We start from the raw sequence: 22,747 nt of genomic DNA on the forward strand, positions 1-22,747 counted from the left end.
GCGCTCTCCTAAATCAGGAATCCCAGGGTGGGCAAAGGCCGGTCGTTGTCGACCAGAACGACCTTCTTGTACACCAACCGCAGGGTGTCGTCATCGCGCCGCAGCCGGTAGGTCGCGCGGCCACCCCAGAGGTGGGTGTCGCGTGCGCGAGACTCGATGACCAGGAAGTTGGCTCCGACTTCCAGATCGATCGCACCGGCGGGATTCGTTACGCCACCGAGGAATTCGATGTTGCTGATCAGTCGACGCAGGTTGGACTGCGGCGCCTGAGCGTAGCGGCGGCCGGTGCGCAGTTGCTTGAGCCGAGTGGAGATGCGATTGCGGTTGTCGTAGATGACGGACATCTCGCGGCGCGGGTCGCCGCCCTGTCCACCGACGGGTACCCAGTACAGGGCGTCATCCGTCCACAACGCTTCCCACTCATCGTATTGCGATTCGTCGGCGAGGCGGGCCTCGCGGTAGAGGAACTGCTCGACCTCACTGCGATCGAAACCTGTTGGTAGGTCTACTGATTGCGCCATAGCGGTCACTGCGCCTCCATCAGCTTCTTGTAATGGGACCAGAATCCCCGCATCCCCGTTTCGTCGGTCGCCGAGCCGATCTTGAACCCGTTCTCGTCTCTGACTTCGCGGTTCATCCCCCGTCGCACGTCGAGCCATTCGGGATCGAGGGCGGCCAGGCCCGCCTGGTTGCGCTCGTACATCTCGGTGTCGTCGGCGAGCAACATTCCGGCCGGACCGACCGACCCCACGCATTGCGAGACCATGCGCTTGTTGAGTTCAGGAGCTCCTGCCAGTTGCACTGCCGTCGAGTACTGCACGCACTCCCCCACCGCTACCGGTTGGATGTTGAAGACCTGGATCTCCGCGATGAAGAGGTTCGGGAAGATCATCACGTGCGGAGCCCCCTCGATGAGGATCCGATCAGCCTGATCGCCGTGTTTGGCGCGCATCGCGGCGACGTAGTCCGGCACTCGCGACTCGGTTGTGCCGAACCACCGCATCGGCTCCGCGAACTTGCGGAACTCCGGACGTAGGTCGTTCTCGCTGTGGCCGTTGCCCAGGTCGCGGGTAACAGCGGTAGATGCGTCACTGTAGAGCGGCCCGATGGTGCTGCCGGTGACCCCGAAGATCGACCCGTGGACGAACTGGGGGTGATAGCCGTCGGTTTCGTTCTCTGCGAGCAGTTTCCAGTTCGAGCGGGTCTGGTGCTGCAACCATCCGGCGTTGAGTTCGACCTTGCCCAACGGTGACAATCGCGCAAGCCGATCGATCTCACCGGCGGCGGCGCCGAGGTGCTCGATCAGACTCGGCCCGTCTGTCGCGAAGCTGCCGAACACAAAACCGTGGTACGACTCCATGCGCGGCACCCGGCCCAGTGCGAGGTCGAGTTGCCGCCCGCCGTATCCCTTGAAGAAGGGAAACCCGATCAAGTCGCCGTTGTTACGGAACGTCCAACCGTGATACGGACACCGGAACGTCGACGAATTGCCCTTTGCGTCGTCGCACACCTGGTTGCCGCGATGGGCGCACCTGTTGAGCAGCAGGTGCACCTCACCGTCACGGTCGCGGGTCATGATCACGTCCTGCAGGGCAAGACGTTTGCGTACGTAGTCACCGGGCTGGGCGACTTCGCTCTCATGGCCGACGAAAACCCATGTGCGGTACCAGATCTTTCGCAGTTCCTCTTCGAAGATGTGCGAGTCCGTGTACAGCGAACCGTGGACTTTGTCCGGCAAGATGAGCCGGTCGTAGGGGCTTCCAGTGTCTGCGGCGTCGTCGATGACCGAGGTCACGATCGTGCTCCTTTCACGGCTCCGAACACGGGCTTGCGCTTTTCCTGGAAGGCCGCGACGCCCTCGGCGAAGTCGTCACTACCGAACAGGACTGCTTGGTGCCGTGCCTCTTCATCGAGCACCTCGACGGGATTCATGGTCGGTGCCACGGCGATGAGCGACTTGATTACCGCGTGCGCGCCGGCGGGTCCTGCCGCGAGCCGTTGGGCGTCCCGAAGCGCGAAATCCAGTGCGGCTCCAGGTTCGGTGATGGCATCCACCAGACCCCAGGAGTGGGCCTGTTCGGCATCGAACGGTTCCGGCAACAGCAGCATCTGAGTCGCCTTGGCGATGCCGACGCGCCGGGGAAGCGACGCAAACACGCCCATGTCGCCGGCCAACCCGACATTGGTGAACGTCGTGGCGAAACGCGCATCACGGGCCGCGACGACGCGATCACACGCAGCGGCCAGGGCGGCGCCTGCACCGAACGCCGCGCCCTCGACTGCTGCGATGACGGGCTTTCCAGTCCCCCAGATCGCCTTGATGACGCCTTGCGCCAGCTCGGCGCGCTTCATCGCCTCGTCCTGCGACATCCGCCGCATCGTGGCGATGTCACCGCCGGAGCAGAAGGCACGACCGGCACCGGTGAGAACGATCGCACGCACGGAGCCGTCGGTATCTGCCGCGGAGATCGCCTGCGCAAGTTCCACTCTCAGCGGAATGTCGATGGCGTTGCGAAGCTCGGGCCGGTTCAACGTGATGGTGCGCACGGCCCCGTCGTCATGGGTCAGGACGTTCATCGGCCGGTGAACCTCGGCGGCCGGCGCTCGATGACGGCACGCAGGCCCTCCAGCGAGTCCGCGGTCCCGGAAAGTTCGGACACGGTGCGCGATTCCTCGGCGAGCCGCTGCTCCACGGAGGCACCTACTCCATTCCACACCAGCCGTTTCGTCGCCGACAGCGCCAGGGTCGGAAGGGTCGCCAGGGTGCTCGCGATCTCCTCGCTACGCGTCGAAAGAGACTCCTCGGCAACAACTTCCGTGACCAGGCCGAGGTCTTGAGCTTCGGCGGCGGTCAGGGTCGGATTCAACAGAAGGACTCGGAGCGCCTGACGAAGTCCGATCAGTTGCGTGAGCGTGACCGAGGAGCCACCGTCCGGTGCCATCCCCACTCGGACCGCACCGGAAAAGAACTTGGCCGACTCCGCGGCGACAACGATGTCGGATGCGCAGACCAAACCGAGTCCACCGCCGCCTGCGGCGAAGCCTTGCACCGCCGTGACAACGGGCACGCGCAACTGAATGAGGGCCGATGTGGCCAACTGCAGCCACGCCGTGGCCTCCCGTAGGTACTCGGGCAGATGCTCACCTTTTGATTCGAAAGTCTTCACATCGCCACCAGCGCAGAAGTTTCGGCCTGCACCGGACAGCAGCACAACACGCACAGCGGGGTCGGCGTGACAACGCAGTATCGCCCCGTGCAGCGCTTGCAGGAGTTCGACGTTGAGTCCGTTGGACGCCTCCGGTCGATTGAGCCGCAACCGGGCGATACCGCCGTCGACGTCGAGGGCTACCGGGGTGGTGGTCGTTGACGTCATGAATGGCGGCCTTTCATGTTGGGTTGTTCTGGTACTGCACCGGGTGTCATCGTCGATCTCCCACGTTGGCGAACTCGTCGACGCCCCGCCCGCAGATGTGGGCGACCACCGCATCGACCTCGGCGTCCAACCCCTCGGACAGGGCAAGGTCGCCGGCAGTCTCGACCAGGCGTTTGATGCGCGAGACTGCGGTACGGTCACGGGTCGCCAGCTTTGTGGCAAAAGCCCGAACCCCGGCCTCGAATTCAGTTGGTGAGTAACTGCGGTACGCAAGTCCGAGGCGGACGGCATCCAGACCACTGATGCGATCGCCACTCAGCAGTAGCGCCGTCGCCGTCTGACGCCCGACCAGACGCGGAAGTCGCTGCGAACTACCGCCACCGGGGATCATCCCGAAGTTGATGTGACTGTCGGCGATCTTCGCGTCGTCGCGCACCAGCGCGATGTCAGCCGCTTGCATCAACTCGAATCCCCCCGCCATCGCCACACCTTCGACGGCCGCAATGACCGGTACGTCGAGGGCGGCGATCGCCGCACATGCCTGGCGAAACGCGTCGAACAGGGTTCGTAGCCGGTCGGCTCCCTCGGCGCGCAATCGTTCAACGTCGTCGATGTCGCCGCCGGCGCAGAAGTTTCCACCTGCTCCGCTGATGACGATGACGGCAACCGATGGATCCTCGCCGCAGATGCGCAGGGCCGACACGAGGTTTTGAGCCAGCTCGACGGAGATCGCGTTCATCTTGTCGGGCCGCTCGAGGATGAGATACGCGACGCCGTCCTCCACTCGGCTGCGAACGGTCATCACATGTACCTCCCGCCACCGACCTCGAGGACGGATCCGGTGACGTAGCTCGACAACGGGCTCGCCAGGAACACGACGGCGCCGGCGACCTCGGCCGGCTCGCCGGCCCGCTTCATCGGAACGGCGGCTTCGCGCTCGGCGAAGACGTCTGGTGGCATCGCCTCCGTCATCGCGGTGCGGATGAGGCCGGGCTGGATGGCGTTGACGCGCACGTTGTGGTGCGCGACCTCTTTAGCCGCCGCCTTGGTAAGACCGACGATGCCGGCTTTCGCTGCGCTGTAATTGGTTTGGCCCGGATTTCCTGACTTGCCGGACAGCGAGGAGATGTTGACGATGCTGCCGCTCTTCTGTTCACGCATGATCGCCGACGCGTAGCGCACGCCGAGCCAGGTGCCTCGCAGGTGCACGGTGACGACGGCATCGAAGTCGGCGACTGTCATCTTTTTCAATGACGCGTCGCGGGTGATGCCCGCGTTGTTGACGAAGAGGTCGAGACGACCGAACTCGCCAGTCGTCGCAGCAACCAGGCGCTCGACATCGTCTTCGGAAGTGACGTCACAGGCATAGCCGACGGATTCGTAACGATCCGCCGCGGTCTTGGCGGCTGCACCGTCGATGTCCGCGAACACAACCTTCGCACCGTGCTCGGTCAGTACCCGCCCGATCTCCAGTCCGATGCCCTGCCCTGACCCGGTCACCACCGCGACCTGACCCGCCAGGAGTGCTTCAGCCATCGTCTTGGTCTCCGCTTCTTTCGACAATTTCTAATCTAGGTTAAACTATCGGCACCGGCGGTCACAAGCGACGATGCAGTGGGGAGTCAACATGGATCTGGGATTGGCCGACGCAAGGGTCGTGGTGACCGGCGGCGCCTCCAACATCGGGCGCGGCATCGTGCACGCGTTCGCCGAGGAGGGCGCCCGCATCGTCATCAACGACATCGATGAGCCCCAGGCGAAGAAGGTCCGTGACGAGGCGTTCGATCGAGGGGCGGCTGAGGTTGACGTCGTGATCGCCGATCTGACTGTTCCCGGTGCCGCCGAGGCGGCGGTGGGAGCCGCCCAGGTCCGGTGGGGCGGCGTCGACGTCCTGGTCAACAATGCTGGTTGGAGCGTTCCGGGATTCGTCGCCACCGACACCGACCGCGATAAATGGCAGCGCACAATCGAGATCAACCTGTTCTCCGCGATCGCGGCAACACAGGCTGCCATCCCGCCGATGAAGGAGGCCGGCGGCGGTGCGATCGTGTTCATCGCCAGCGACGCGGCGTTCGGTCAGATCCGGCAAGGTGTCTACGGGGCATCGAAGGCGGCCATGGTGGCACTCGCTCGCACCACCGCCCGAGAGCACGGCCGCCACGGCATCCGGTCGAACATCGTCTGCCCCGGACTCGTGATCCCGGAGGGCCCCGACGCCGTGGGTGCATCGAGCCTGTGGGCAGTCGGCCAAGACGAAGTTTTTAATCCAAAGCAAATCGACTTCATGCTGAAGGACACACCGCTTCGTCGCCTGACCAGCGCCGAGGACATCGGCCGGGCGGTGCTGTGGTTCTCCTCGCCCCTGGCGGCAAGGCAGGTCACCGGGCAACTCGTGTCCGTCAGCGGTGGCTACAACATGCCTTGAGCGTCTCGATGCTCCCCTTCGAAAGGAAACACGACGTTGGACTCATCTGCATTCGCGTTGACACCGACTCAGCAGGAAATCGTCGATGCGGCGCGGGAATTCGGGGAGAAGTGGGCGCCGCTCGCCACCGAGATCGACCGCGACGACAAGGCGCCCACTGATCAGATGATCGCCGATACGGTGACACTCGGCCTTTCCGGCCTGACCATTCCCGAGGAGTTCGGCGGACGCGGCCACAGCGCCATCGAGTTCGCCCTGGCCGTGGAACAGGCATGCCGGTCGATGAAATCGTGGATGGCCGGCGACATCCTCTTCGCCACGACCTGCACAGGCCCGTCGGTCATCATGATGAGCGACAACACGAAGGCTCACGCCAACTATCTACCCAAGATCGCCGCCGGCGAGCGCACGGCGGCCATCGCGTTGTCGGAACCCAAGTACGGTTCAGCGGTCACAGACATCGAGACGTCGGCGATCATCGAAGGAGATGAGATTCGCATCGACGGCTCGAAGCGATTCATCACGGGCGCACCGGATTACGACGTCTACGTCGTGTTCGTTCGACTCAACGGCATCCAGGGCATGAAAGGCATCGGCGCGGTCGTCGTCGACAAGGACACACCTGGCTTCACTCTCGGTACCGGGCCCGAGTACATGGGATCCCGCGGTTCGCCACACGGCGATCTCCACTTCGAGAACTGCTGTGTGCCCGCCGAGAACCTCCTGATGGGTGAGGGCTCGTTCGCCCATCTCATGCAGGCGTTCAACATGGAACGGCTGTACATCTCGTCGTTGTGTCTCGGATTGGCACAAGGTGCCTTCGACGAAGCGGTCGCCTACTCGAACGAGCGAGAGCAGTTCGGACGCCCCATCAACGAGTTCCAAGCCGTCTACCACCTGGTGGCCGAAATGTGGACGCAGATCGAGTCCGTGCGCTATCTGACGTACAAGGCGGCGCTGACCGCGGAGCGCGGCAAGTTCCCGCGTGCGCTCGACGTCTCGACTGCGAAGTTGCACGCCGCCGACATGGGGCGCGATGTCTGTTGGAAGGCGATGCAGATTCTCGGCGGCAACGGATTGGTGACCGGTTTCCCGCCCGAGCGGTGTTTCCGGGACGTCATCGTGTCCTCGATCGCCGGCGGCACTGCGCAGGTACTGAAGAACACGATCGCCGCTCAGGTACTCGGCAAACGACTCAACCAACGCGCCTGACAAGTGCAACACAAAGTGGGCGCCTACCCTGCCGCATCGAGTTCATCGTCGACGACCTCCGGGCGCAACGGGCGGCGTGAGGACATCGTGCGCATCGCTACACAACTCTTCGCCACACGCGGGTTCCACGGGACGCGCGTGTCCGACTTAGCCGACGGCGTCGGACTCAACAAAGCGACGCTCTACTACTATTATCCGAGCAAGGCGCTGCTGCTCTACGAAATTTACCGGCGCGCTGCATCGGCGACACTGGCCGCCGTCGAACCCAGGACCGACCGCCAGCCGAAAGATGCTCTGCACGAGTGCATTTCGAATCTAATGCGCATCGTCGCCGCCGACGCGGATGCCGCCGCCGTCTACGCTCAAGAAGGCCCTTACATCGGCGAATGGTTCACCGATGAGCAGCTGAGCGAAGTACGTCGTGTGGAAACGGTTGTCTGCGAACGCATCCGCGACATCATCGAGCGCGGTGTCGCCGTCGGTGATTTCCACGCCTGCGATTCTCAATTGCTCGCTCTCGGCACCCTCGGGCTCACTCTGGATTCGCATCGTTGGCTCCAGCTCGGCTCACCTGAATCCGCTGATCGCATCGCCACGGAGATTAGTCGAACGCTCCTGCGAGGATTGTCACGTCATGACAAGACCCGTGCGTGAGAGCCGAGGCGGTGCAATGGGACCTGCCGATCGGGTGAATGCGCTTCGGCGCGAACGAGATGATCTGCTCGCGGTCTGCGAGGGATTGGATGCGCCTCAGTGGCTGTCGTCCAGCATGGCCGACGGTTGGACAGTTCAGGACGTCGTGGCTCATATCGGGTCCGGTTGCCATGCCATGTTTAGCCCGTCCCTCGTCAAGATGATGTTCGGCAATGACATCGAGCGCGCCAACGACGAGTTCGTAGCACAGCGTCGAGCTTGGCGCCCCGAGCGGACACTCGACGAGTACCGTAGATGGAGCCAGCGGGTGGTGGCGACCGCCAAATTTTTGACGCGGAGCCCGCTGGGTCGCATTACGGCCCCACTCGCCGAACTCGGCCGATTCCCTTTGACGCAGCTTCTGATTGGTGCGATGGTCTTCGATCACCACACTCACTTGCGCCACGACATCGTTCCCGCTCTCGGCGTGGCGGATCCGGGCACAGACGCAGACCGAATGACCGTCGTCATCGAGTGGATGCTGGCAGTGCTCGCGAATCAAATGAGCACCTCACCGACGGTGGTCGACGGGTCGATCGGCTTGGTACTGGACGGAATGGGCGGCGGCGCATGGACCATTCATCCCGGTGGCGACATCCGTGCCGGAGTCGCAGGACCCGCCGTGCTGATCGAAGCCTCGGCTGTCGAGTTTCCAGATTGGGGCACCAAGCGGTGTGACTGGCGGGCACGCCAGGTGCAGATCTCAGGTGATGAAACGCTCGGCACACGGTTCCTGGACTGGGTCAACGTGGTATGAGCCGTTTCGGCTACATCGTCATCGACGCTGTTTCCGCGGAATGCGCTGTGGCAGAACGGCTACCGCCCGCCGGCCGGCGCGGGTGCGATCGACAGGGAGTTGCACCACAGCAGCAGATTGGAGACACGTATGAAACGGAACGCACCGCGGGAAGCTGACTTCGTGATCGTCGGGGCGGGCTCGGCCGGTTGCATTGCGGCGGCTCAACTCGCCGGCGCCGGCGCCAGCGTCATCCTTGTCGAGGCTGGGGGGACGGATCGCCGGCCGGACGTGCGCCTGCCCTTGGGGATTGTGAGCCTCTACGCGACGGCAAACTGGCGGTATCCGACTGCTCCCGACCCAAGCAAGAACAGTGTCGGCGGCGCATTCGCCAGTGGTCGCATCGTCGGGGGCAGCGGCTCTATCAATGCGATGGTGTTTGTCCGGGGTCGCCCGTCGGACTATGACAAGTGGGCTGGTCTCGGAGCCACGGGGTGGGAATTCGACAGTGTGCTTCCGCATTTCAAATCGATTGAAAACTGGGTCGGTGGCCCCGACGAATACCGCGGCGCTGCGGGCCCGGTGGCCGTGTCGTGGTGCGGACACCACCATCCGCTGGATGACGCGTTCATCGAGGCGGCTGTGGAGGCGGGACACGACCGCAACCCCGATCCGAATGGACGCACACAGTTGGGTGTCGCCCGTAGCCAGGTCAATCAAAGTCGTGGACTTCGGTGTTCCTCGGCGAAAGGTTTCCTGCGCGGGCTCCCGGAGGTTTCCCAGCCCTATCTCCTCACCAAAACGAAGGCCACGCGAATACTGGTAGACCACGGCCGCGCAATCGGGGTCGAATGCGAGGGTCAGACGCTGCGTGCCCGGCAGGAGGTCATCCTGTGTGCAGGCGCGATCGGGTCGCCGGCCCTGTTGTTGAGATCGGGCATAGGTCCTGGGTTATCGGTCGTCGATTTGCCCGGCGTCGGTGAAAACCTTCAAGATCACCTCGTCGTCACCCAGCACTGGAAGTCCAAGGTTCCTACGATCAACACGATCGGCCCGCTGGCCGCCGTTCGTGCGGCGGGATCACTGGCGTTCAACGGCACTGGGGCGTTGACTACGACGCCCTTTGAGGCGCAACTGTTCACCGACGAATTCCAGATCGCGATCAGTCCGGTGCGCTATGAACTCGATCCGGTCCGCGGACGGGCCAGTCTTCGACGCTCGGATGCATTCACGGTCTACACCGTTCTCATGCATCCTGAGACGCGAGGCCGCGTGCGCCTTCGCGGCGGAAGTCCGGAACTCGAATTCACTCGACTGGGTTCCGACCATGATGTCCGCAGGCTGCTCGATGGCGTCGAGATGACACGCGAACTCATTGAGACGCAGCCGGCGATGCGCGGATTGGCCGGCGAGTACCTCGACGAGGACGGCGCGACCGGTGCAGCATGGCTCGCGGCGAGGGAGAACAGCATCTACCACGCAGTAGGGACATGCCGCATGGGTTCGGACGACGACTCCGTCGTGGACCCTCAATTACGGGTCCACGGCGTCGAGGGACTGCGAGTCATCGACGCCTCAGTGATGCCGACGATCACGTCCGGAAACACAAACGCCGCGACCATGATGATCGCTCACCGCGGCGCCGACCTGCTGCTACGAATTTCTTGATGTTCCAACCAATTTGGGCTCAAACCAATGGAATACCGCCATTGTGGCGAACATGACGATCCACGCCTCAGGCCCTGAGCGGACACGGCCGGATCGTTACCAGTTCCAGACTGATGGGTCGGTTGGCGGGTAGTTCATGCAGATGTCGGTGCCGTGTGCGGCGACGCCCTTGTTGTTGAAGAACAGCTTGGCCCAGTTGCCCCAGTGGGTGGCCATCTGCTCGTAGTAGACGTTGGTCGCGGTGTCCTCCGAGTACTGCCGGCGGCCGGCGTAGTCCAGGGAGAAGAACCAGTAGATGCGGTCGCGGGCGGCGTCTTGGACGTCGACGGGCCGGTTCTTGTAGTCGGTCATGTAGCGCTCGTAGTAGACCGGTTCGACGTCGCGCACGGCGGCCATGTACTGGTCGACGGTGCAGGTGGTCTTCAGGATCCGATTCGGGATCGGGTAGTCGTCACTGGCATCGGCCGACGCGAAACCCGCTGTGGCGAGGACGGTTCCGCACATCGCGAGTGCCGCGAACCCTGCGCGTAAGTACATCGTGTTCACCCTTCTGCGGCTGCTCGTTGCAGGACCGGCGCCTGTTCGGGGCAGTACGTATTGATCGCGGCGCCCAGGAATTGCCACGCCTGCTCGGTGGTGCTGCCCTTGGGCAGTTGGAGGAAGACGAATTTCGCTGACTTGTCGGCATCCTGGTCGAGCCCGTTATAGAGCCGCTTGCAGGTGATCTTGCCGATCCACGCGTTGTAGTCCTTCTGCCCGTAGATGCCATACGTATGGAGTTCGTTGGCGAAGTCGGTGTCGGGATCAGCATGCGCAGGCCAGGCAGTCGCCACGCCGGCGACAACCACCATGATCCCCAGCAGTACCCAGCCGCTCACACTCATGATTGCTCTCATACTGTGGCTCCTGTCGGTAGTGCTGCCGGTCTCGGTGCGGTCCGCATCTGCCAGCTGCGCCCCACGTCCTAGGCCAAACTCTGCACAATCGACGCGGCAGCGAGCGAACCTGTCGCGATGGCCAAGGCCACCTGCGGCATCTGCGTCGCAATGGTGTCGCCGGCCGCGAATACTCCGGGAACCGTTGTCCCACAGAGCGCATCGACTGCGATGGGATTCGCCACCGCCGGCGTCGGCTCACCGAATCCGACCCCGAGCTGTTCAGCCAGCTGCGACCGCTGATGCAGTGTCGTCGCGACGTGCAGACCGCTGCGTGCCAGCCGAGTTCCGTCGGTGAACACAATGGCTTCCAATTCGCCATTGCTTGAGGCGAGTTCGGCAACGGGCCGCTCGTCGATCGCAACACGTGCTGCGGCCAACCGGGATCGGGCATCACCATCGAGCTCCGCAGGCCCTCCAGTCAGGAGCACAACGTCGTCGCTCCATCCCCTCAGCAATAACGACGCATGCACTGCCCGTTGGCCGTTCACCAACACCGCCAACGGTTGATCGCGAACCTCCCAGCCGTGGCAGAACGGGCAGTGAAACACCGACCGCCCCCACAACTCCGCGAGCCCGGGCAGCGCGGGCGGCCGATACTCCATGCCAGTGGCCAGCAGCACCCGATGCGCACGTTCACGCCGACCGTCGGACAGTTCCAGTTCGAACACATCGCCGGCACGCTCACCCGCCACCACCTCACCGGTCCGCACTTCGACGGACGGGTAGGCGGCAATCTCCCGCCGCCCGGCCTCGTATAGCTCGCCCGGCGGTCGGCCGTCGTGACCCAACAACCCGCCGATGCCGTGGGCGGCCAGGTTGTTCTGCTGACCCGCGTCGACCAGCAGCGTTCGCCGCCGCGCCCGGCCCAGTACCAGACCCGCGCTCAAGCCCGCGGCGCCGCCACCGACGACGATGCAGTCCCATGTAGTGTCCATGACCTAATTCTCCTAGTGGTTTCGGGCGTTGACCGAATGCTTGACGGCCATGATCGTGAGTTGTTTCATCGCTCACCCTTGTGTGATGTGACGATCGTGCGCCGCGTCACCGGCGGGTGGACTCTCATGCTGTGCCGCGCCGTCTTCGATGCGCGATCCGGCCATTCGGTCATGCTCCTCGGTCCCGCCCGTCGAGGGTCTGGGATCTGGTCCCAACAGTTTTCGGACGGAGATCCGCGAACCGAACGGTTGCAGCATCTGACTGGCCGGCCTGGTGCGCACGTTCAGCGGCCACCAGAACCAGCGGCCCAGTAGCGTCGCGATCGACGGCGTCAAGAGCGATCGCACGATCAACGTGTCGAAGACGAGGCCGAGGCAGATCGTGGTGCCGATCTGCTGGATCATGACCAGGTCGCTGACGATGAATGAGCCGAGTGTGAACGCGAACACCAGTCCTGCGGCGGTGACCACTCCGCCGGTGCCGCCCATCGCACGGATGATGCCGGTATTCAATCCGGCACCTACTTCCTCCTTGAACCGGGAGATCAGCAGCAGGTTGTAGTCTGCTCCGACCGCGAGCAGGATGATGATCGCGAGGGCGGGCACGAGCCAGAACAGCTCGACTCCGAAGATGTACTGCCACACCAGGATCGACAGCCCGAGCGCAGCTCCCAGTGAAAGGACGACAGTGCCCACGATCACGATGGCGGCCACGAAGCTGCGGGTGATGAGGATCATCACCAGCAGGATCAACGCGATCGCCGCCAACGTGACGATCATCAGGTCGTACAGCGATGCCTCCTGGATGTCCTTGTACGTCGACGCCGTCCCGGCGATGTAAATCTTCGCGTCGGCCAGGGGGGTCGCCTTGATCGCATCGAAGGCAGAGTTGCGGATGGCGTCGATGTGCGAGATGCCCTCGGGGCTGGCGGGTTTGCCCTCGTGCGTGATCGTCATGCGGGCGGCCTTGCCGTCGGGCGACATGAACAGCGTGAGGGCGCGCTTGAACTCGGCGTTGTCGAACGCCTCCGGTGGCAGGTAGAACGAATCGTCGTTCTTGGCATCGTCGAAGGCCTTGCCGAGCGCGGTGGCGTTCTCCAACGCTCCTTGGGCCTGTGTCAACGTGCCGCTGACGGTGGCGTAATTCGACTGCAGCAATGCGCGATTGGTCTGCTGGATGTCGACCTGAGGTGGGATCAGCGACAGCAGTTGAGGTTGCAGCGCGTTGAGTTTGTCCAGGCTCGCGGTGATCTTGCCGAATTGGTCACTGAGTTTGGAGATGCCGTCGAGTGAGTCGAACACCGATCGCAGCGCCGCGCACGACGGGATGTCGTAGCAGTGTGGCTCCCAGTAGAAGTAGTTGCGTAGCGGCCGGAAGAAGTCGTCGAAGTTGGCGAGGTTGTCTCGGACCTCGTTGATGGTGTCGACGGTGTCGTGGAATGCCCGCACCTGCTCATCGGTGGCCTCGGTGGCTTGCTGCTGCAAGGAGAGCTGTTGTTGCAAGATGTCGATCCCCTTGGTGGTCTGATCGATCTGGGTCAGCAGGTCGCGGGCCCTGTCCCCCTGGTAGCTCAGATTCATGACCTGGCCGGCACTTTGGGCGCTGATCTGAAAGGGAATGGAACTGTGCTTGATCGGCGTACCGAGGGGCCGCGTGATCGACTGCACCAGTGCGACACCGGGGGTGTGCAACACCGCCTTGGCGACGCGTTCCAAAATCAGCATGTCCGAGGGATTGCGCATGTCGTGATCGGATTCGATCATCAGCAACTCGGGGTTGAGCCGCGCCTCTGAGAAGTGGCGTTCCGCGGCGGCATATCCGACGTTGGCCGGGGCGTCATCGGGCATGTAGGGGCGCCCGTCGAAGTTGATCTGCGCTCCCGGCAGCGCGAGTAGGCCCACCGCGGACACCGCCAACGACGCGACGAGCACGGGCCCCGGCCACCGCACGATCGTCGTGCCGACGCGGCGCCAGCCCGTGGTGCGAAGCCGACGTTTGGGATCGAGGAACCCGAATCGCGCAGCGGTCGTCACCACCGCCGGCCCCAGGGTCAGCGCCGCGGTCAACGTCACGATCAGGCCCAGCGCCGTAGGGATGCCGATGCTGCTGAAATACGGGAGCCGGGTGAAGTGCAGGCACGCCACTGCTCCAACAATGGTGAGCCCAGAGCCGACGATGACATGGACGGTGCCGCGGAACATGTCGTGGTAAGCGGCCTCGCGATCTAGGCCCTTGCCTCGGGCTTCTTGGTAGCGCCCGACGAGGAAGATGGCGTAGTCGGTGCCCGCGGCGATGGCCATGCCCGTCAGAAGGTTCACCGCGTAGGTGGACAGGTCGAACAGGCCCACGTTGCCCAGCACGGCGACCACCCCCCGCGTTGCGGCGAGTTCGACTGCGACCACTAGGAGAACGATCAACATGGTGACCAATGAGCGATACACGATGAGCAGCATCACCGCGATGACGAGAAACGTGACGGCAGTGATGATATGGGTGCCTTCGTTGCCGATCTCGAAGTTGTCGGTGATCAACGGGGCGGCGCCGGTGACGTATGCCTTGACCCCCGGCGGGGGCGGCGTGTCGGCCACGATCTGGCGGATGGCATCGACGGAACGATTGGATCGCGCCTCGCCCTGGTTACCTTCGAGGTAGACCTGAACGAGCGCTGCCTTGCCGTCCTTGCTCTGGGCGCCGCCCGCGGTCACCGAGTCGCCCCAGAAGTCCTGAACGTGCTGGACGTGTTGGGTATCTGCTCGCAACTTCGCGACCAGGCCGTCGTAGTAGGTGTGCGCGTCCTGGCCCAGCGGCTGATCGCCTTCGAGCACGATGACGGCTGCACTGTCGGAGTCGAACTCGCCGAACTTCTCCCCGATGTGCTTCATGGCCATGACCGACGGCGAATCAGGCGCGTTCAAGGCCACCGAACGCTCAGTACCGACGATCTCGAGTTGGGGCACCAGCACGTTCGTCACGCCGGCGACCGCGATCCAGATCAGAATGATCGGCAGGGCGAGTGTGCGGATGACACGCGCTGCCCGAGAACGGTTGGAGCCGTCTGTCCCGTGTCGACTCACGCCGTCTTGTCCAGACAGGCGATGTATCCATTCACGTCGTTGGAGGACCTTTCATCCTTGACGATGTCATTGACGGTTATGCGGCAGGTGATGCTGCTCGAATCTCCCTGGGCGCGTAGGTCGACGAACAGCGTCGTATCCTCGGTGACCAAGTCGTGCGACCACGGCAGGGGTGCGTCGTCGACGCGCTGGGGTTGAGCGTTCTCGTCGAGGAAGTTGATGGTTGCCCGCGCGCCGGGATTTCCGAGGACCTGCAGGCGGACCCGTTTGGGGTCGAATCCGGTGTTGTCGGGCGAATCAGCTGAGGGCCTTGATGTTTGGTCCTGCGATCCGAAGATGCCGTGCAGACGGTAGACACCGCTGACGACCAAGACCACCACGATGATCGCCACGAGCACCGCCCATTGACGGACGGCCGCCCTTCGTATCGGTGATGTCGGCATCGGCACGGAAAGCTTTTCGATGTGCGCGTCCACTCGCCGACCTATCGGCCTCGTGCATAGGCGGACGGGCCGACCTTTTCGACGTTTACGACACCGCCGTACAGGCCATCCGCCGCCCCGCCTGCGTACGCAACAGTCGTCACAGCCATGGGTTCCTGCCTTTCCTTGTGCGCTCCGAATCGTCCGAGATCGTGTTTCTGGACAACATCAGTCATGGTTCGGTCAACTCGCGTTCTGGGTGGTTGGAGGCGGGTCAGCTGTTCAGAAAGCCCAGGATGTGGTCGGCGACCGCCTTGGGCTGCTCGAGCATCACTTCCCCGCCCACCTATTCCGGTCCTCGGTGTCGAGGACGCCGTCATGCGGCTCTACCCGGCTAGTACCAACCTGGTTGAGATCCGCGCCAAACGAACATAGCCGTACAACATCGGAACGTCAACGTTCTATTCCGGACGGACTAGGATCACATCATGTCCGTCTCGACGAAGCAGCTCTCGGGTGTGCAAGGGCTCAACAGAGCCGCGATCCTCGCTGCCACGGCTTCTGCGCACGACGCCGCCGAAACGAGCGGAGAAGAATCGTGACCGGAGCGATTCGCCTGCCAGGTAAGGGAGAAGCATGAGCATCATCCCCGTGCCGGACGACCTGACCCTTTACTCGTCCCGTCTGGTTGATGAGCTGGCCTGGCCGGTATTGAGCCAACACGCCCTGCACCTGTTGCGGTCATCCGGTGAGGAGCTGCACCCCGCGCCCGGCGAGTTGCTGTGGGACGCCGGTGATCCCACCGACTTGCACCTCGTGCTGACCGGTGGCGTGCTCCTCGTGGACCGCCGGGACGACCGGGTTGTCTTCGTGATCGAGCCCGGTGACTTCGTCGGCGAGCTGGGCATGTTGATGGGGCAACGCGCCGTCTTCCAGGGCGTGGCCATGAAAGACACCGCGATCCTGCGGGTTCGGGTGGAGGAACTGCGCAGGCTGGTGGAGATCTCGGGGGAGCTGAGCGATGTCGTGCTGTCCGCTTTGGATGCCCGGCGGCGCTTCCTGAGCAGGAAGGGCGAGGGCGGTCTGGTACTGGCCGGAGACGACGACCGCGACCTGCACCGCCTCCAGGACTTCGCTGAACGCAACCAGATTCCCTACCGAACGGTGCTGCGCTCGAACCCGTCGGCGTGGTCGGAGCTGGCGCAGACCTGTGCCTTGCCCGAGACCGGTACGGCCGTTGTCACGGCGCAGCGCCGCGTAATGACAGCGCCGACCACGCGTGATCTGGCAACCGCGCTGGGAATCGACCTGTGGGGCATCGCCGACGATTCCCGGTGTGGCCTGCTGGTGGTGGGCGCCGGACCGGCGGGGCTGGCCGCTGCTGTGTACGGTGCGTCGGAGGGACTGGACGTGGTCGTCGTCGAGGACGTCGCCATCGGCGGCCAGGCCGGCAGCTCGTCACGGATCGAGAACTACCTCGGCTTCTACCGCGGCGTGTCCGGGGTTGAACTGGCACGGGCGGCGATGCTGCAGGCGGTCAAGTTCGGGAGCCGACTTCTATCACCCCGCTCAGTCACTGGGCTGTCGGAGATGCCCGGCGGGTTTCGGGTGCGGCTCGACGACGAGTACGACATCCTCGCCTCCGCGGTGATCATCGCCAGCGGCGTGCGCTACCGGCGCCTGGACCTGCCCGGCCTGGCCGACCTCGAGGGTCGTGGCGTCTACTACGCCGCAAGCCAACTGGAGGCCAACGTGGTCTCCGGGCAGAACGCCGTCGTGGTCGGGGGCGCTAACTCCGCCGGCCAGGCGGCCCTGTTTCTCGCGCGGAACGCCGGCCACGTCCACGTCCTGATCCGCCGCGACGACTTGCGCGACACCATGTCGAACTACCTGGCGCAGCGCCTAACCCACCATGAGCGGATCACCGTGCACCCTCGCTGCGAACTGTCCGCCGTCCATGGCAGCAGCCGGCTCAGCGGGCTGACCTGGCACGACCGCGCCCGCGACCGGGACGTACGACTCGACGCGGCCGCACTGTTCCTGATGATCGGCGCGGACCCCTGCACGACCTGGCTGCACGACATCGGTGTCGACCTCGACGCCAAGGGCTTCGTGCTCACCCACGACAGCTTTGCCACCTCGATACCCGGGCTGTTCGCCGTCGGTGACGTGCGCGCAGGCTCCGTCAAGCGGGTGGCATCGGCCGTCGGCGAGGGATCAGTGGTCATCTCCGCAGTCCACGCCTACCTCGCCAGCAGAAGGACGTTGCGGGGCAGCCCAACGTCGACGCAATGACTAACTGCGGACACCAAGAAGATTCGAGCTGCAATTCAAACCACGGTGCGACCCACAGGTAGTCGTCACGTGTGGCCTGTCCCCATAACCGAGCAAGCACCGTGAACTACCCGAGATTTGTTCTGAACAAGAACCCTGGGTTAGTTCACGGTGCCGCCGGCGTCGCACGTATGGCGATCAGCTTGCGTTGGCATCCAAGAGAATTCGCACCATTTCGTCGGGACGCTCCAGCGCCGAGAAGTGACCGGTGCGGGGTATGTTAATGCGCTGAACGTCCTTCAGCGCCTTGGCCACTCGGTCGCGCTCGGCGGGCCGGGACCAATCGTTTTCGCTGTAGACGAGGGTGACCGGTACCGACACCGCTGGGTAGCGCGTGCGGGCCCGGTCAAATCCTTTGAGGCTGCGGAAGATTCCGCGCGACACCTTGGCGTAGCCCGGTCGACGGCCGCTTCGTAGTAGTTCGGTGATGAAGTCCTCGGGCAACTTCGTTTTGTCGACGTAGCCGCCCTGCAGGATTTTTCGGAAGATGGGGCGTGGCTCGAGGGGGGCGAACAGCACGCCCAACACCGGCATGCGCACGCTCATAATGATGATTCGGGCGAGCAAGTTTCCGCGCTCGCCTCCACCGGGGTAGTCGTAGCTGTTGAACGCCACGACCCGAGTGACTCGGTCTTTGAGGTCAATGGATGCCTGCAATGACAGAGCGCCCCCCATGGACTCACCAGACAGCGTGACGTCGTGAAGATCCAGGCCATTGACGAATTCGACCACGACGGCCCGCAACTGGGGCTCCTCATATTTTGCGCCGGGGACGATGTCGGACCAACCCATGCCGGGCAGATCCAGCGCATAGACCGTGTAATGGTCCCAGATGAGCGGAATCACCTTCTGGAAGTAGTCGAATTGGCCTCGGACGGTGTGCATCAGGACCAGCGGCGGGCCGGTGCCTGCGGTGTAGTAGCGCAGTCGCGAACCGTCGCGGCGGGTGAAGAAGCGAACCTCGCCTCGGCCGTTGGTCCACGTATTCGTGTAACTCGAGTCGGGAAACTCATTGGTTTGCATTTTCTATCCTTCCAGCAAGCTGATCTAGGTGGCGGGTTTACAGGTAGGGGTTGATTCGTTCGGGCTAGGTCAGGGTCAATGCGCCCAGCGCTTGGTTCCAGCGTTTGGTGCGTGCTCCCTCGCCCGTCACGAGGGCCACTGGGGAAGCTGTCTGCTTGTTGGTTCCTTCCGTTGTGAGCATGAGGTTCCTAAAAAGGGCGCCTGCTCGCAGGGCGCGCCCGTGGCAGCACACGGACTCTCCTAGACACGGCGACTACGGCGAGAACCTGCCGCGCGGCCACCATCACCAGCGGTATCCATCCCCGCCGCAGCATGCGAAGAAACGCGCATCACTTCCCACCACCTTTTCCGGTCCTCCGGTGTCGAGGACCCGTCATGCGGCTCAACCCTGCTAAGACCACTTCATTGAGATCCGCGCTGTAACGAACATAATCGTTCAATATCAGAACATTAACGTTCTATTCCAGTAGACTAGGATCACATCGTGTCGACAACGCAACTCTCGGGTGTGCAAGCGCGCACCAGAGCCGCGATCCTGGCTGCTACGGCCTCTGCGCTGGCTGCGAACCGCACGGCCACCATGCCGGAGATCGCCAGCGTGGCCGGGGTCGGTCGCACAACGCTGCACCGCTACTTCGCCGATCGCGAGACGCTGATCTACGAGGCGACCCTGGACTCGATCCGCGTGCTAAATGAAGCGGTGGACGAGGCCGCCACCGAGGACGGACCAGCACTCGAGGCGATGCGACGATTCATCACCGCCGGCGTCTCCATCGGCGAACGGCTGGTCTTCCTCTTCGGTGACCCGGCGGTGCTGCGCGATATCCCACCAGCCCAGTCCCCGAACGAGGAGGTAGTGATCAACCTGATCACACGGGGACAACACGAAGGCGTGTTCGACCCTGATCTCAACCCGACCTGGATCTGGCACGCCCTCTACGCATTGATCCTGCGCGGCTGTGAACGAGCCATCGCCGGTGCCCTGCCGCGGCACACCGTCGCACCACTGATCATCCGGACCTTCGAGCGCGGCGTCTGCCCGGCTCCCTAGCGCAATAGGAGGCTCGCCCATGGATGTCACACAACCGACCAACGACGAGCAGAGCAACCACTGGAACACCACAGCTGGATGCGCCTGGGTCGATGCGCAGGACCTGCTGGACCAGATGATGAAGGGATTGGAAGACCTGCTCGTCGAGGGCGTGGCTGCCGGATCGGGGCGGCGGGTGCTTGACGTCGGCTGTGGCACGGGTGGCACCACACTCGCGGTCGCGCGCAGGCTCGGCGCCGAGGGCCAGTGCGTCGGCGCCGACGTGTCGGAGCCGATGATCGCCGCCGCCCGGGCCAGGGCCGAAAGGGACGGCATACCAGCAAGTTTCATCCTCGCTGACGTGCAGACCCATCCGTTTGAGCGCGTAAGCGTCGACACGATCATCTCGCGATTCGGCGTCATGTTCTTCAACGACCCGGTCCAGGCCTTCGCGAACCTGCGGCGCGCCGCAACCGACGACGGCAGGCTTCAGGTCATCGCCTGGCGCAGCGCCGCGGAGAATCCGTTCATGACGACCGCCGAGCGTGCCGCGGCCCCGCTGCTGCCAAACATTCCGGACCGCCCGGCAGACGGCCCGGGCCAGTTCTCGTTCGCCGACCCGCAACGGGTCGCTGCCATCCTCGACGCGGGTGGCTGGGCCGGCATCGACATCCAGCCCATCGACATCGAATGCACCTTGCCCGAGCCGGGGTTGATCGGCTTCATCACGCGGCTGGGTCCTGTCGGTCTGGCACTTCAAGGCAAGGACGAGCGAACCCGCGCCCAAGTCATCGAGGTCGTCCGTCCCGCCTTTGATCCCTTTGTGCACGGAACCGAGGTTCGTTACACCGCCGCGTGCTGGACGATCAATGCCAAAGCGTCGGGATAACCGCCGACACCACTCGGCCGCCGCTCAGCAGCGGGAGCGCCACAACACCAAGCTGCGGGAACCCAGCGGGCCACCCCTGTCCGCTCATCGAAAACGCTAACCGCCCGTACGACGCGCATACGCCCGCAATGCGAACGGCGCGAAGACCGCCGTCAATGCCACCGACCACAGAACGGTCGCCAGGATCGGATGGTGCAGCGGCAGCTGAGCGCTGGCAGGTGCCGGTCCGCCATTGCCCCACAGCTCCCGCATCGCCTGAGCCAGCGAGGAAACCGGATTCCACTCCGCGATCACGCGCAGCCAGTGCTGCATCGGCTCCGTCGGCGCAAACGTGTTGGCCAGGAAGGTGATCGGGAACAGCACCGTGAACATCACGCCGTTGACCGCCTCGACCGACCGCATCACCGATCCAATCAGAATGCCGAACCAGATCATGGAAAAGCCGAACACCAGAATCAGCAGGAACGCCAGCGCAGCCTCGGCGACACTGCCGCGAATCCGCCACCCGATGGCCAACCCGGTCACCGCCATCACCACGACACCGATCGACGAGTGCATCAGGCTGGCAACACTGCGCCCGATCAACACCGACGACCTTGCGATCGGCAGTGACCGGAACCGATCGATGATGCCCTTCTCGACATCTGCCGTGATCCCCGACGCCACGACGAACGCGGTGAAGACGATGGTCTGCGCCTGGATGCCCGGCAGCAGGAACTCCCGATAGGACGCGCTGCCGCCCGTCGCGATCGACGCACCGAAGACGAACGCGAACAACAGCACGAACATGATCGGCTGCACTGTCACGTCGCTGAGCATCTCGGGCATCCGCTTTGTGTGGATCATGTTGCGCTTCACCATGATCCATGACTGCTGCACGATGTTTGTTGAATGAGTGCGTGCCGGCTCCAGCTGGATCTGCGACGGTGCCGCCGTGGTGGTCATGCCTCTACCTCTTCCTCTTCGGTGCGGTGCCCGGTGAGTGACAGGAACACGTCGTCGAGGCTGGGCCGCGAGAGCCCGATGTCGTCGACGTCGATGTCGCTGTCGCGCAGCCAGCCCGCGACTCGCACCATGTCGGCCAGGCCGTCGGCGGCCGCGGTGAGCTGCCGCGCGCCCGCGTCGACGAACACCTCGGCGCCCGTCTTCCCCAGCAGCGCCTGCGCTGCGGGCAGGTCGTCGGCGTTGGACACCGTGACGACCAGGCTGGCGGTGCCCGCCTGATCCTTGAGCTGCAGCGGCGAGCCCTCGGCGATGATGCGGCCCTTGTCGATCACCACGATGTTGTCGGCCAGCTGATCGGCCTCCTCCAGATACTGCGTGGTCAGCAACAACGTCGTCCCACCCTTGACCAGGCCGCGCAACACCTCCCACAGGTCGCTGCGGCTGCGCGGGTCCAACCCGGTAGTGGGCTCGTCGAGGAACAACACCGGCGGCGACGCCAGCAGGCTGACGGCGAGGTCGAGCCGGCGGCGCATCCCGCCTGAGTACGACTTGACGACGCGATCGGCGGCATCGGCGATCGAAAACTGTTCCAGCAGTTGGTCTCCCAGCCGCGTCAGCTCCTTGCGCCGAATGCCGTAGAGCCCGCCGATCATCCGGATGTTCTCGCGGCCGGTGAGCAGTTCGTCGACGGTGGCGACCTGACCCGTCAGGCCCATGCTGCGCCGCACCTTGTCCGGCTCCCGCACCACGTCGTACCCGGCGACGCGTGCCGTGCCGGTGGTGGGCTGCGTCAGCGTCGTCATCATCCGCACCGTCGTGGTCTTGCCTGCGCCGTTGGGTCCGAGCAGGCCGAGCACCGTGCCGGGCGCGACCGCGAAGCTGACCCCGTCAACCGCGGTGTTCTCGCCGAACCTCTTGACCAGGTCGATGGCCTCGATCGCGGGTCTCATGCCTCGACCGTATCGGCGCACACCGACACAGGGCCATTGGTTTTGTTTCCGCTTCTGGACGCCCGCCTGCGGGTACAACAGATTCAGGAGTATCCGAA

At 64.0% G+C, this 22,747-nt stretch carries 21 protein-coding genes and 1 pseudogene; 8 read left to right on the forward strand and 14 right to left on the reverse strand.

The genetic code is table 11. From position 1 onward, the window contains the following. Positions 1–8: 8 nt before the first annotated feature. Genes J3E61_RS02810 through fabG form a run of 6 tightly spaced genes read right to left on the reverse strand, consistent with a single transcriptional unit; the run spans position 9 to position 4,910 of the window. The gene (locus J3E61_RS02810; protein ID WP_210085407.1) at positions 9–521 is read right to left on the reverse strand and encodes an aromatic-ring-hydroxylating dioxygenase subunit beta; all 513 of its coding nucleotides are present in this window, start codon (positions 519–521) and stop codon (positions 9–11) included. 5 nt (positions 522–526) lie between these two features. Continuing rightward, entirely contained in the window at positions 527–1,795 is a 1,269-nt protein-coding gene (locus tag J3E61_RS02815) for a Rieske 2Fe-2S domain-containing protein (protein WP_210082540.1), read from the reverse strand. Next, positions 1,792–2,577 carry an enoyl-CoA hydratase/isomerase family protein gene (locus J3E61_RS02820; protein WP_210082541.1) on the reverse strand — a complete coding sequence of 262 codons (786 nt, stop codon included), beginning with the start codon at positions 2,575–2,577 and terminating at the stop codon, positions 1,792–1,794. The genes J3E61_RS02815 and J3E61_RS02820 overlap by 4 nt, the downstream gene beginning before the upstream one ends. Beyond that, on the reverse strand, positions 2,574–3,374 hold the full coding sequence (locus J3E61_RS02825) for an enoyl-CoA hydratase/isomerase family protein (protein ID WP_210082542.1): 801 nt from the start codon (positions 3,372–3,374) through the stop codon (positions 2,574–2,576). The genes J3E61_RS02820 and J3E61_RS02825 overlap by 4 nt, the downstream gene beginning before the upstream one ends. Before the next feature lie 46 nt (positions 3,375–3,420). Beyond that, positions 3,421–4,176, reverse strand: coding sequence for an enoyl-CoA hydratase/isomerase family protein (locus tag J3E61_RS02830; RefSeq protein ID WP_210082543.1), 756 nt, complete (start codon positions 4,174–4,176; stop codon positions 3,421–3,423). After that, positions 4,176–4,910, reverse strand: a complete 735-nt coding sequence (gene fabG / locus J3E61_RS02835) for a 3-oxoacyl-ACP reductase FabG (protein WP_210082544.1) — start codon at positions 4,908–4,910, stop codon at positions 4,176–4,178. The genes J3E61_RS02830 and fabG overlap by 1 nt, the downstream gene beginning before the upstream one ends. 91 nt (positions 4,911–5,001) lie before the next feature. Between fabG and J3E61_RS02840 the strand changes: the two genes are divergently transcribed. From J3E61_RS02840 to J3E61_RS02860, 5 genes are all read left to right on the forward strand, one after another. Then, positions 5,002–5,799: an SDR family oxidoreductase gene (locus J3E61_RS02840; protein ID WP_210082545.1), complete on the forward strand. Its 798-nt coding sequence runs from the start codon at positions 5,002–5,004 to the stop codon at positions 5,797–5,799. 36 nt (positions 5,800–5,835) lie between these two features. Further along, positions 5,836–7,011, forward strand: coding sequence for an acyl-CoA dehydrogenase family protein (locus J3E61_RS02845; protein ID WP_210082546.1), 1,176 nt, complete (start codon positions 5,836–5,838; stop codon positions 7,009–7,011). 15 nt (positions 7,012–7,026) lie between these two features. Beyond that, complete coding sequence (locus J3E61_RS02850; RefSeq protein WP_210082547.1) at positions 7,027–7,665, forward strand: TetR/AcrR family transcriptional regulator; 639 nt, start codon at positions 7,027–7,029, stop codon at positions 7,663–7,665. Positions 7,666–7,681: 16 nt separating this feature from the next. Continuing rightward, positions 7,682–8,461 (forward strand): maleylpyruvate isomerase family mycothiol-dependent enzyme, encoded by a 780-nt coding sequence (locus tag J3E61_RS02855; protein WP_210085408.1) that lies wholly within the window; start codon positions 7,682–7,684, stop codon positions 8,459–8,461. Between the two features lie 129 nt (positions 8,462–8,590). After that, positions 8,591–10,108 (forward strand): GMC family oxidoreductase N-terminal domain-containing protein, encoded by a 1,518-nt coding sequence (locus J3E61_RS02860; protein ID WP_210082548.1) that lies wholly within the window; start codon positions 8,591–8,593, stop codon positions 10,106–10,108. Between the two features lie 96 nt (positions 10,109–10,204). Here J3E61_RS02860 and J3E61_RS02865 read toward each other — a convergent pair whose 3' ends face one another. The 5 genes and pseudogenes from J3E61_RS02865 to J3E61_RS02885 all read right to left on the reverse strand — a co-directional run bounded on the left by J3E61_RS02865 (position 10,205) and on the right by J3E61_RS02885 (position 15,499). Further along, positions 10,205–10,645 carry a DUF5078 domain-containing protein gene (locus J3E61_RS02865; protein WP_210082549.1) on the reverse strand — a complete coding sequence of 147 codons (441 nt, stop codon included), beginning with the start codon at positions 10,643–10,645 and terminating at the stop codon, positions 10,205–10,207. A 5-nt stretch (positions 10,646–10,650) separates the two neighbouring features. Further along, positions 10,651–10,992: a DUF732 domain-containing protein gene (locus J3E61_RS02870; protein WP_210085409.1), complete on the reverse strand. Its 342-nt coding sequence runs from the start codon at positions 10,990–10,992 to the stop codon at positions 10,651–10,653. A gap of 80 nt (positions 10,993–11,072) precedes the next feature. Then, complete coding sequence (locus J3E61_RS02875) at positions 11,073–11,981, reverse strand: NAD(P)/FAD-dependent oxidoreductase (RefSeq protein ID WP_210082550.1); 909 nt, start codon at positions 11,979–11,981, stop codon at positions 11,073–11,075. 213 nt (positions 11,982–12,194) lie between these two features. After that, a pseudogene (locus tag J3E61_RS02880) lies at positions 12,195–15,056 on the reverse strand (MMPL family transporter); the annotation flags it as partial. After that, complete coding sequence (locus tag J3E61_RS02885; protein WP_210085410.1) at positions 15,053–15,499, reverse strand: hypothetical protein; 447 nt, start codon at positions 15,497–15,499, stop codon at positions 15,053–15,055. The pseudogene J3E61_RS02880 and the gene J3E61_RS02885, both read right to left, overlap by 4 nt. 615 nt (positions 15,500–16,114) lie before the next feature. On the opposite strand from J3E61_RS02885, the gene J3E61_RS02890 reads away from it, so the two are divergent. Further along, positions 16,115–17,773 (forward strand): FAD-dependent oxidoreductase, encoded by a 1,659-nt coding sequence (locus J3E61_RS02890; RefSeq protein ID WP_210082551.1) that lies wholly within the window; start codon positions 16,115–16,117, stop codon positions 17,771–17,773. Between the two features lie 177 nt (positions 17,774–17,950). Here J3E61_RS02890 and J3E61_RS02895 read toward each other — a convergent pair whose 3' ends face one another. Next, positions 17,951–18,835: an alpha/beta hydrolase gene (locus tag J3E61_RS02895; protein WP_210082552.1), complete on the reverse strand. Its 885-nt coding sequence runs from the start codon at positions 18,833–18,835 to the stop codon at positions 17,951–17,953. A 580-nt stretch (positions 18,836–19,415) separates the two neighbouring features. Here J3E61_RS02895 and J3E61_RS02900 point away from each other — a divergent pair. Together J3E61_RS02900 and J3E61_RS02905 are read left to right on the forward strand one after the other, a co-directional pair. Then, positions 19,416–19,886: a TetR/AcrR family transcriptional regulator gene (locus J3E61_RS02900; protein WP_210085411.1), complete on the forward strand. Its 471-nt coding sequence runs from the start codon at positions 19,416–19,418 to the stop codon at positions 19,884–19,886. 19 nt (positions 19,887–19,905) lie between these two features. Next, entirely contained in the window at positions 19,906–20,754 is an 849-nt protein-coding gene (locus J3E61_RS02905; RefSeq protein ID WP_210082553.1) for a class I SAM-dependent methyltransferase, read from the forward strand. 96 nt (positions 20,755–20,850) lie between these two features. On the opposite strand, the gene J3E61_RS02910 is transcribed toward J3E61_RS02905, so the two are convergent. Then, positions 20,851–21,699, reverse strand: a complete 849-nt coding sequence (locus J3E61_RS02910) for an ABC transporter permease (protein ID WP_210082554.1) — start codon at positions 21,697–21,699, stop codon at positions 20,851–20,853. Then, on the reverse strand, positions 21,696–22,649 hold the full coding sequence (locus J3E61_RS02915; protein WP_210082555.1) for an ATP-binding cassette domain-containing protein: 954 nt from the start codon (positions 22,647–22,649) through the stop codon (positions 21,696–21,698). The genes J3E61_RS02910 and J3E61_RS02915 overlap by 4 nt, the downstream gene beginning before the upstream one ends. Positions 22,650–22,747 lie beyond the last annotated feature (98 nt).

Origin of the sequence: Mycobacterium sp. OAE908 (assembly GCF_017872775.1) — a bacterium.
Taxonomy (GTDB): domain Bacteria; phylum Actinomycetota; class Actinomycetes; order Mycobacteriales; family Mycobacteriaceae; genus Mycobacterium.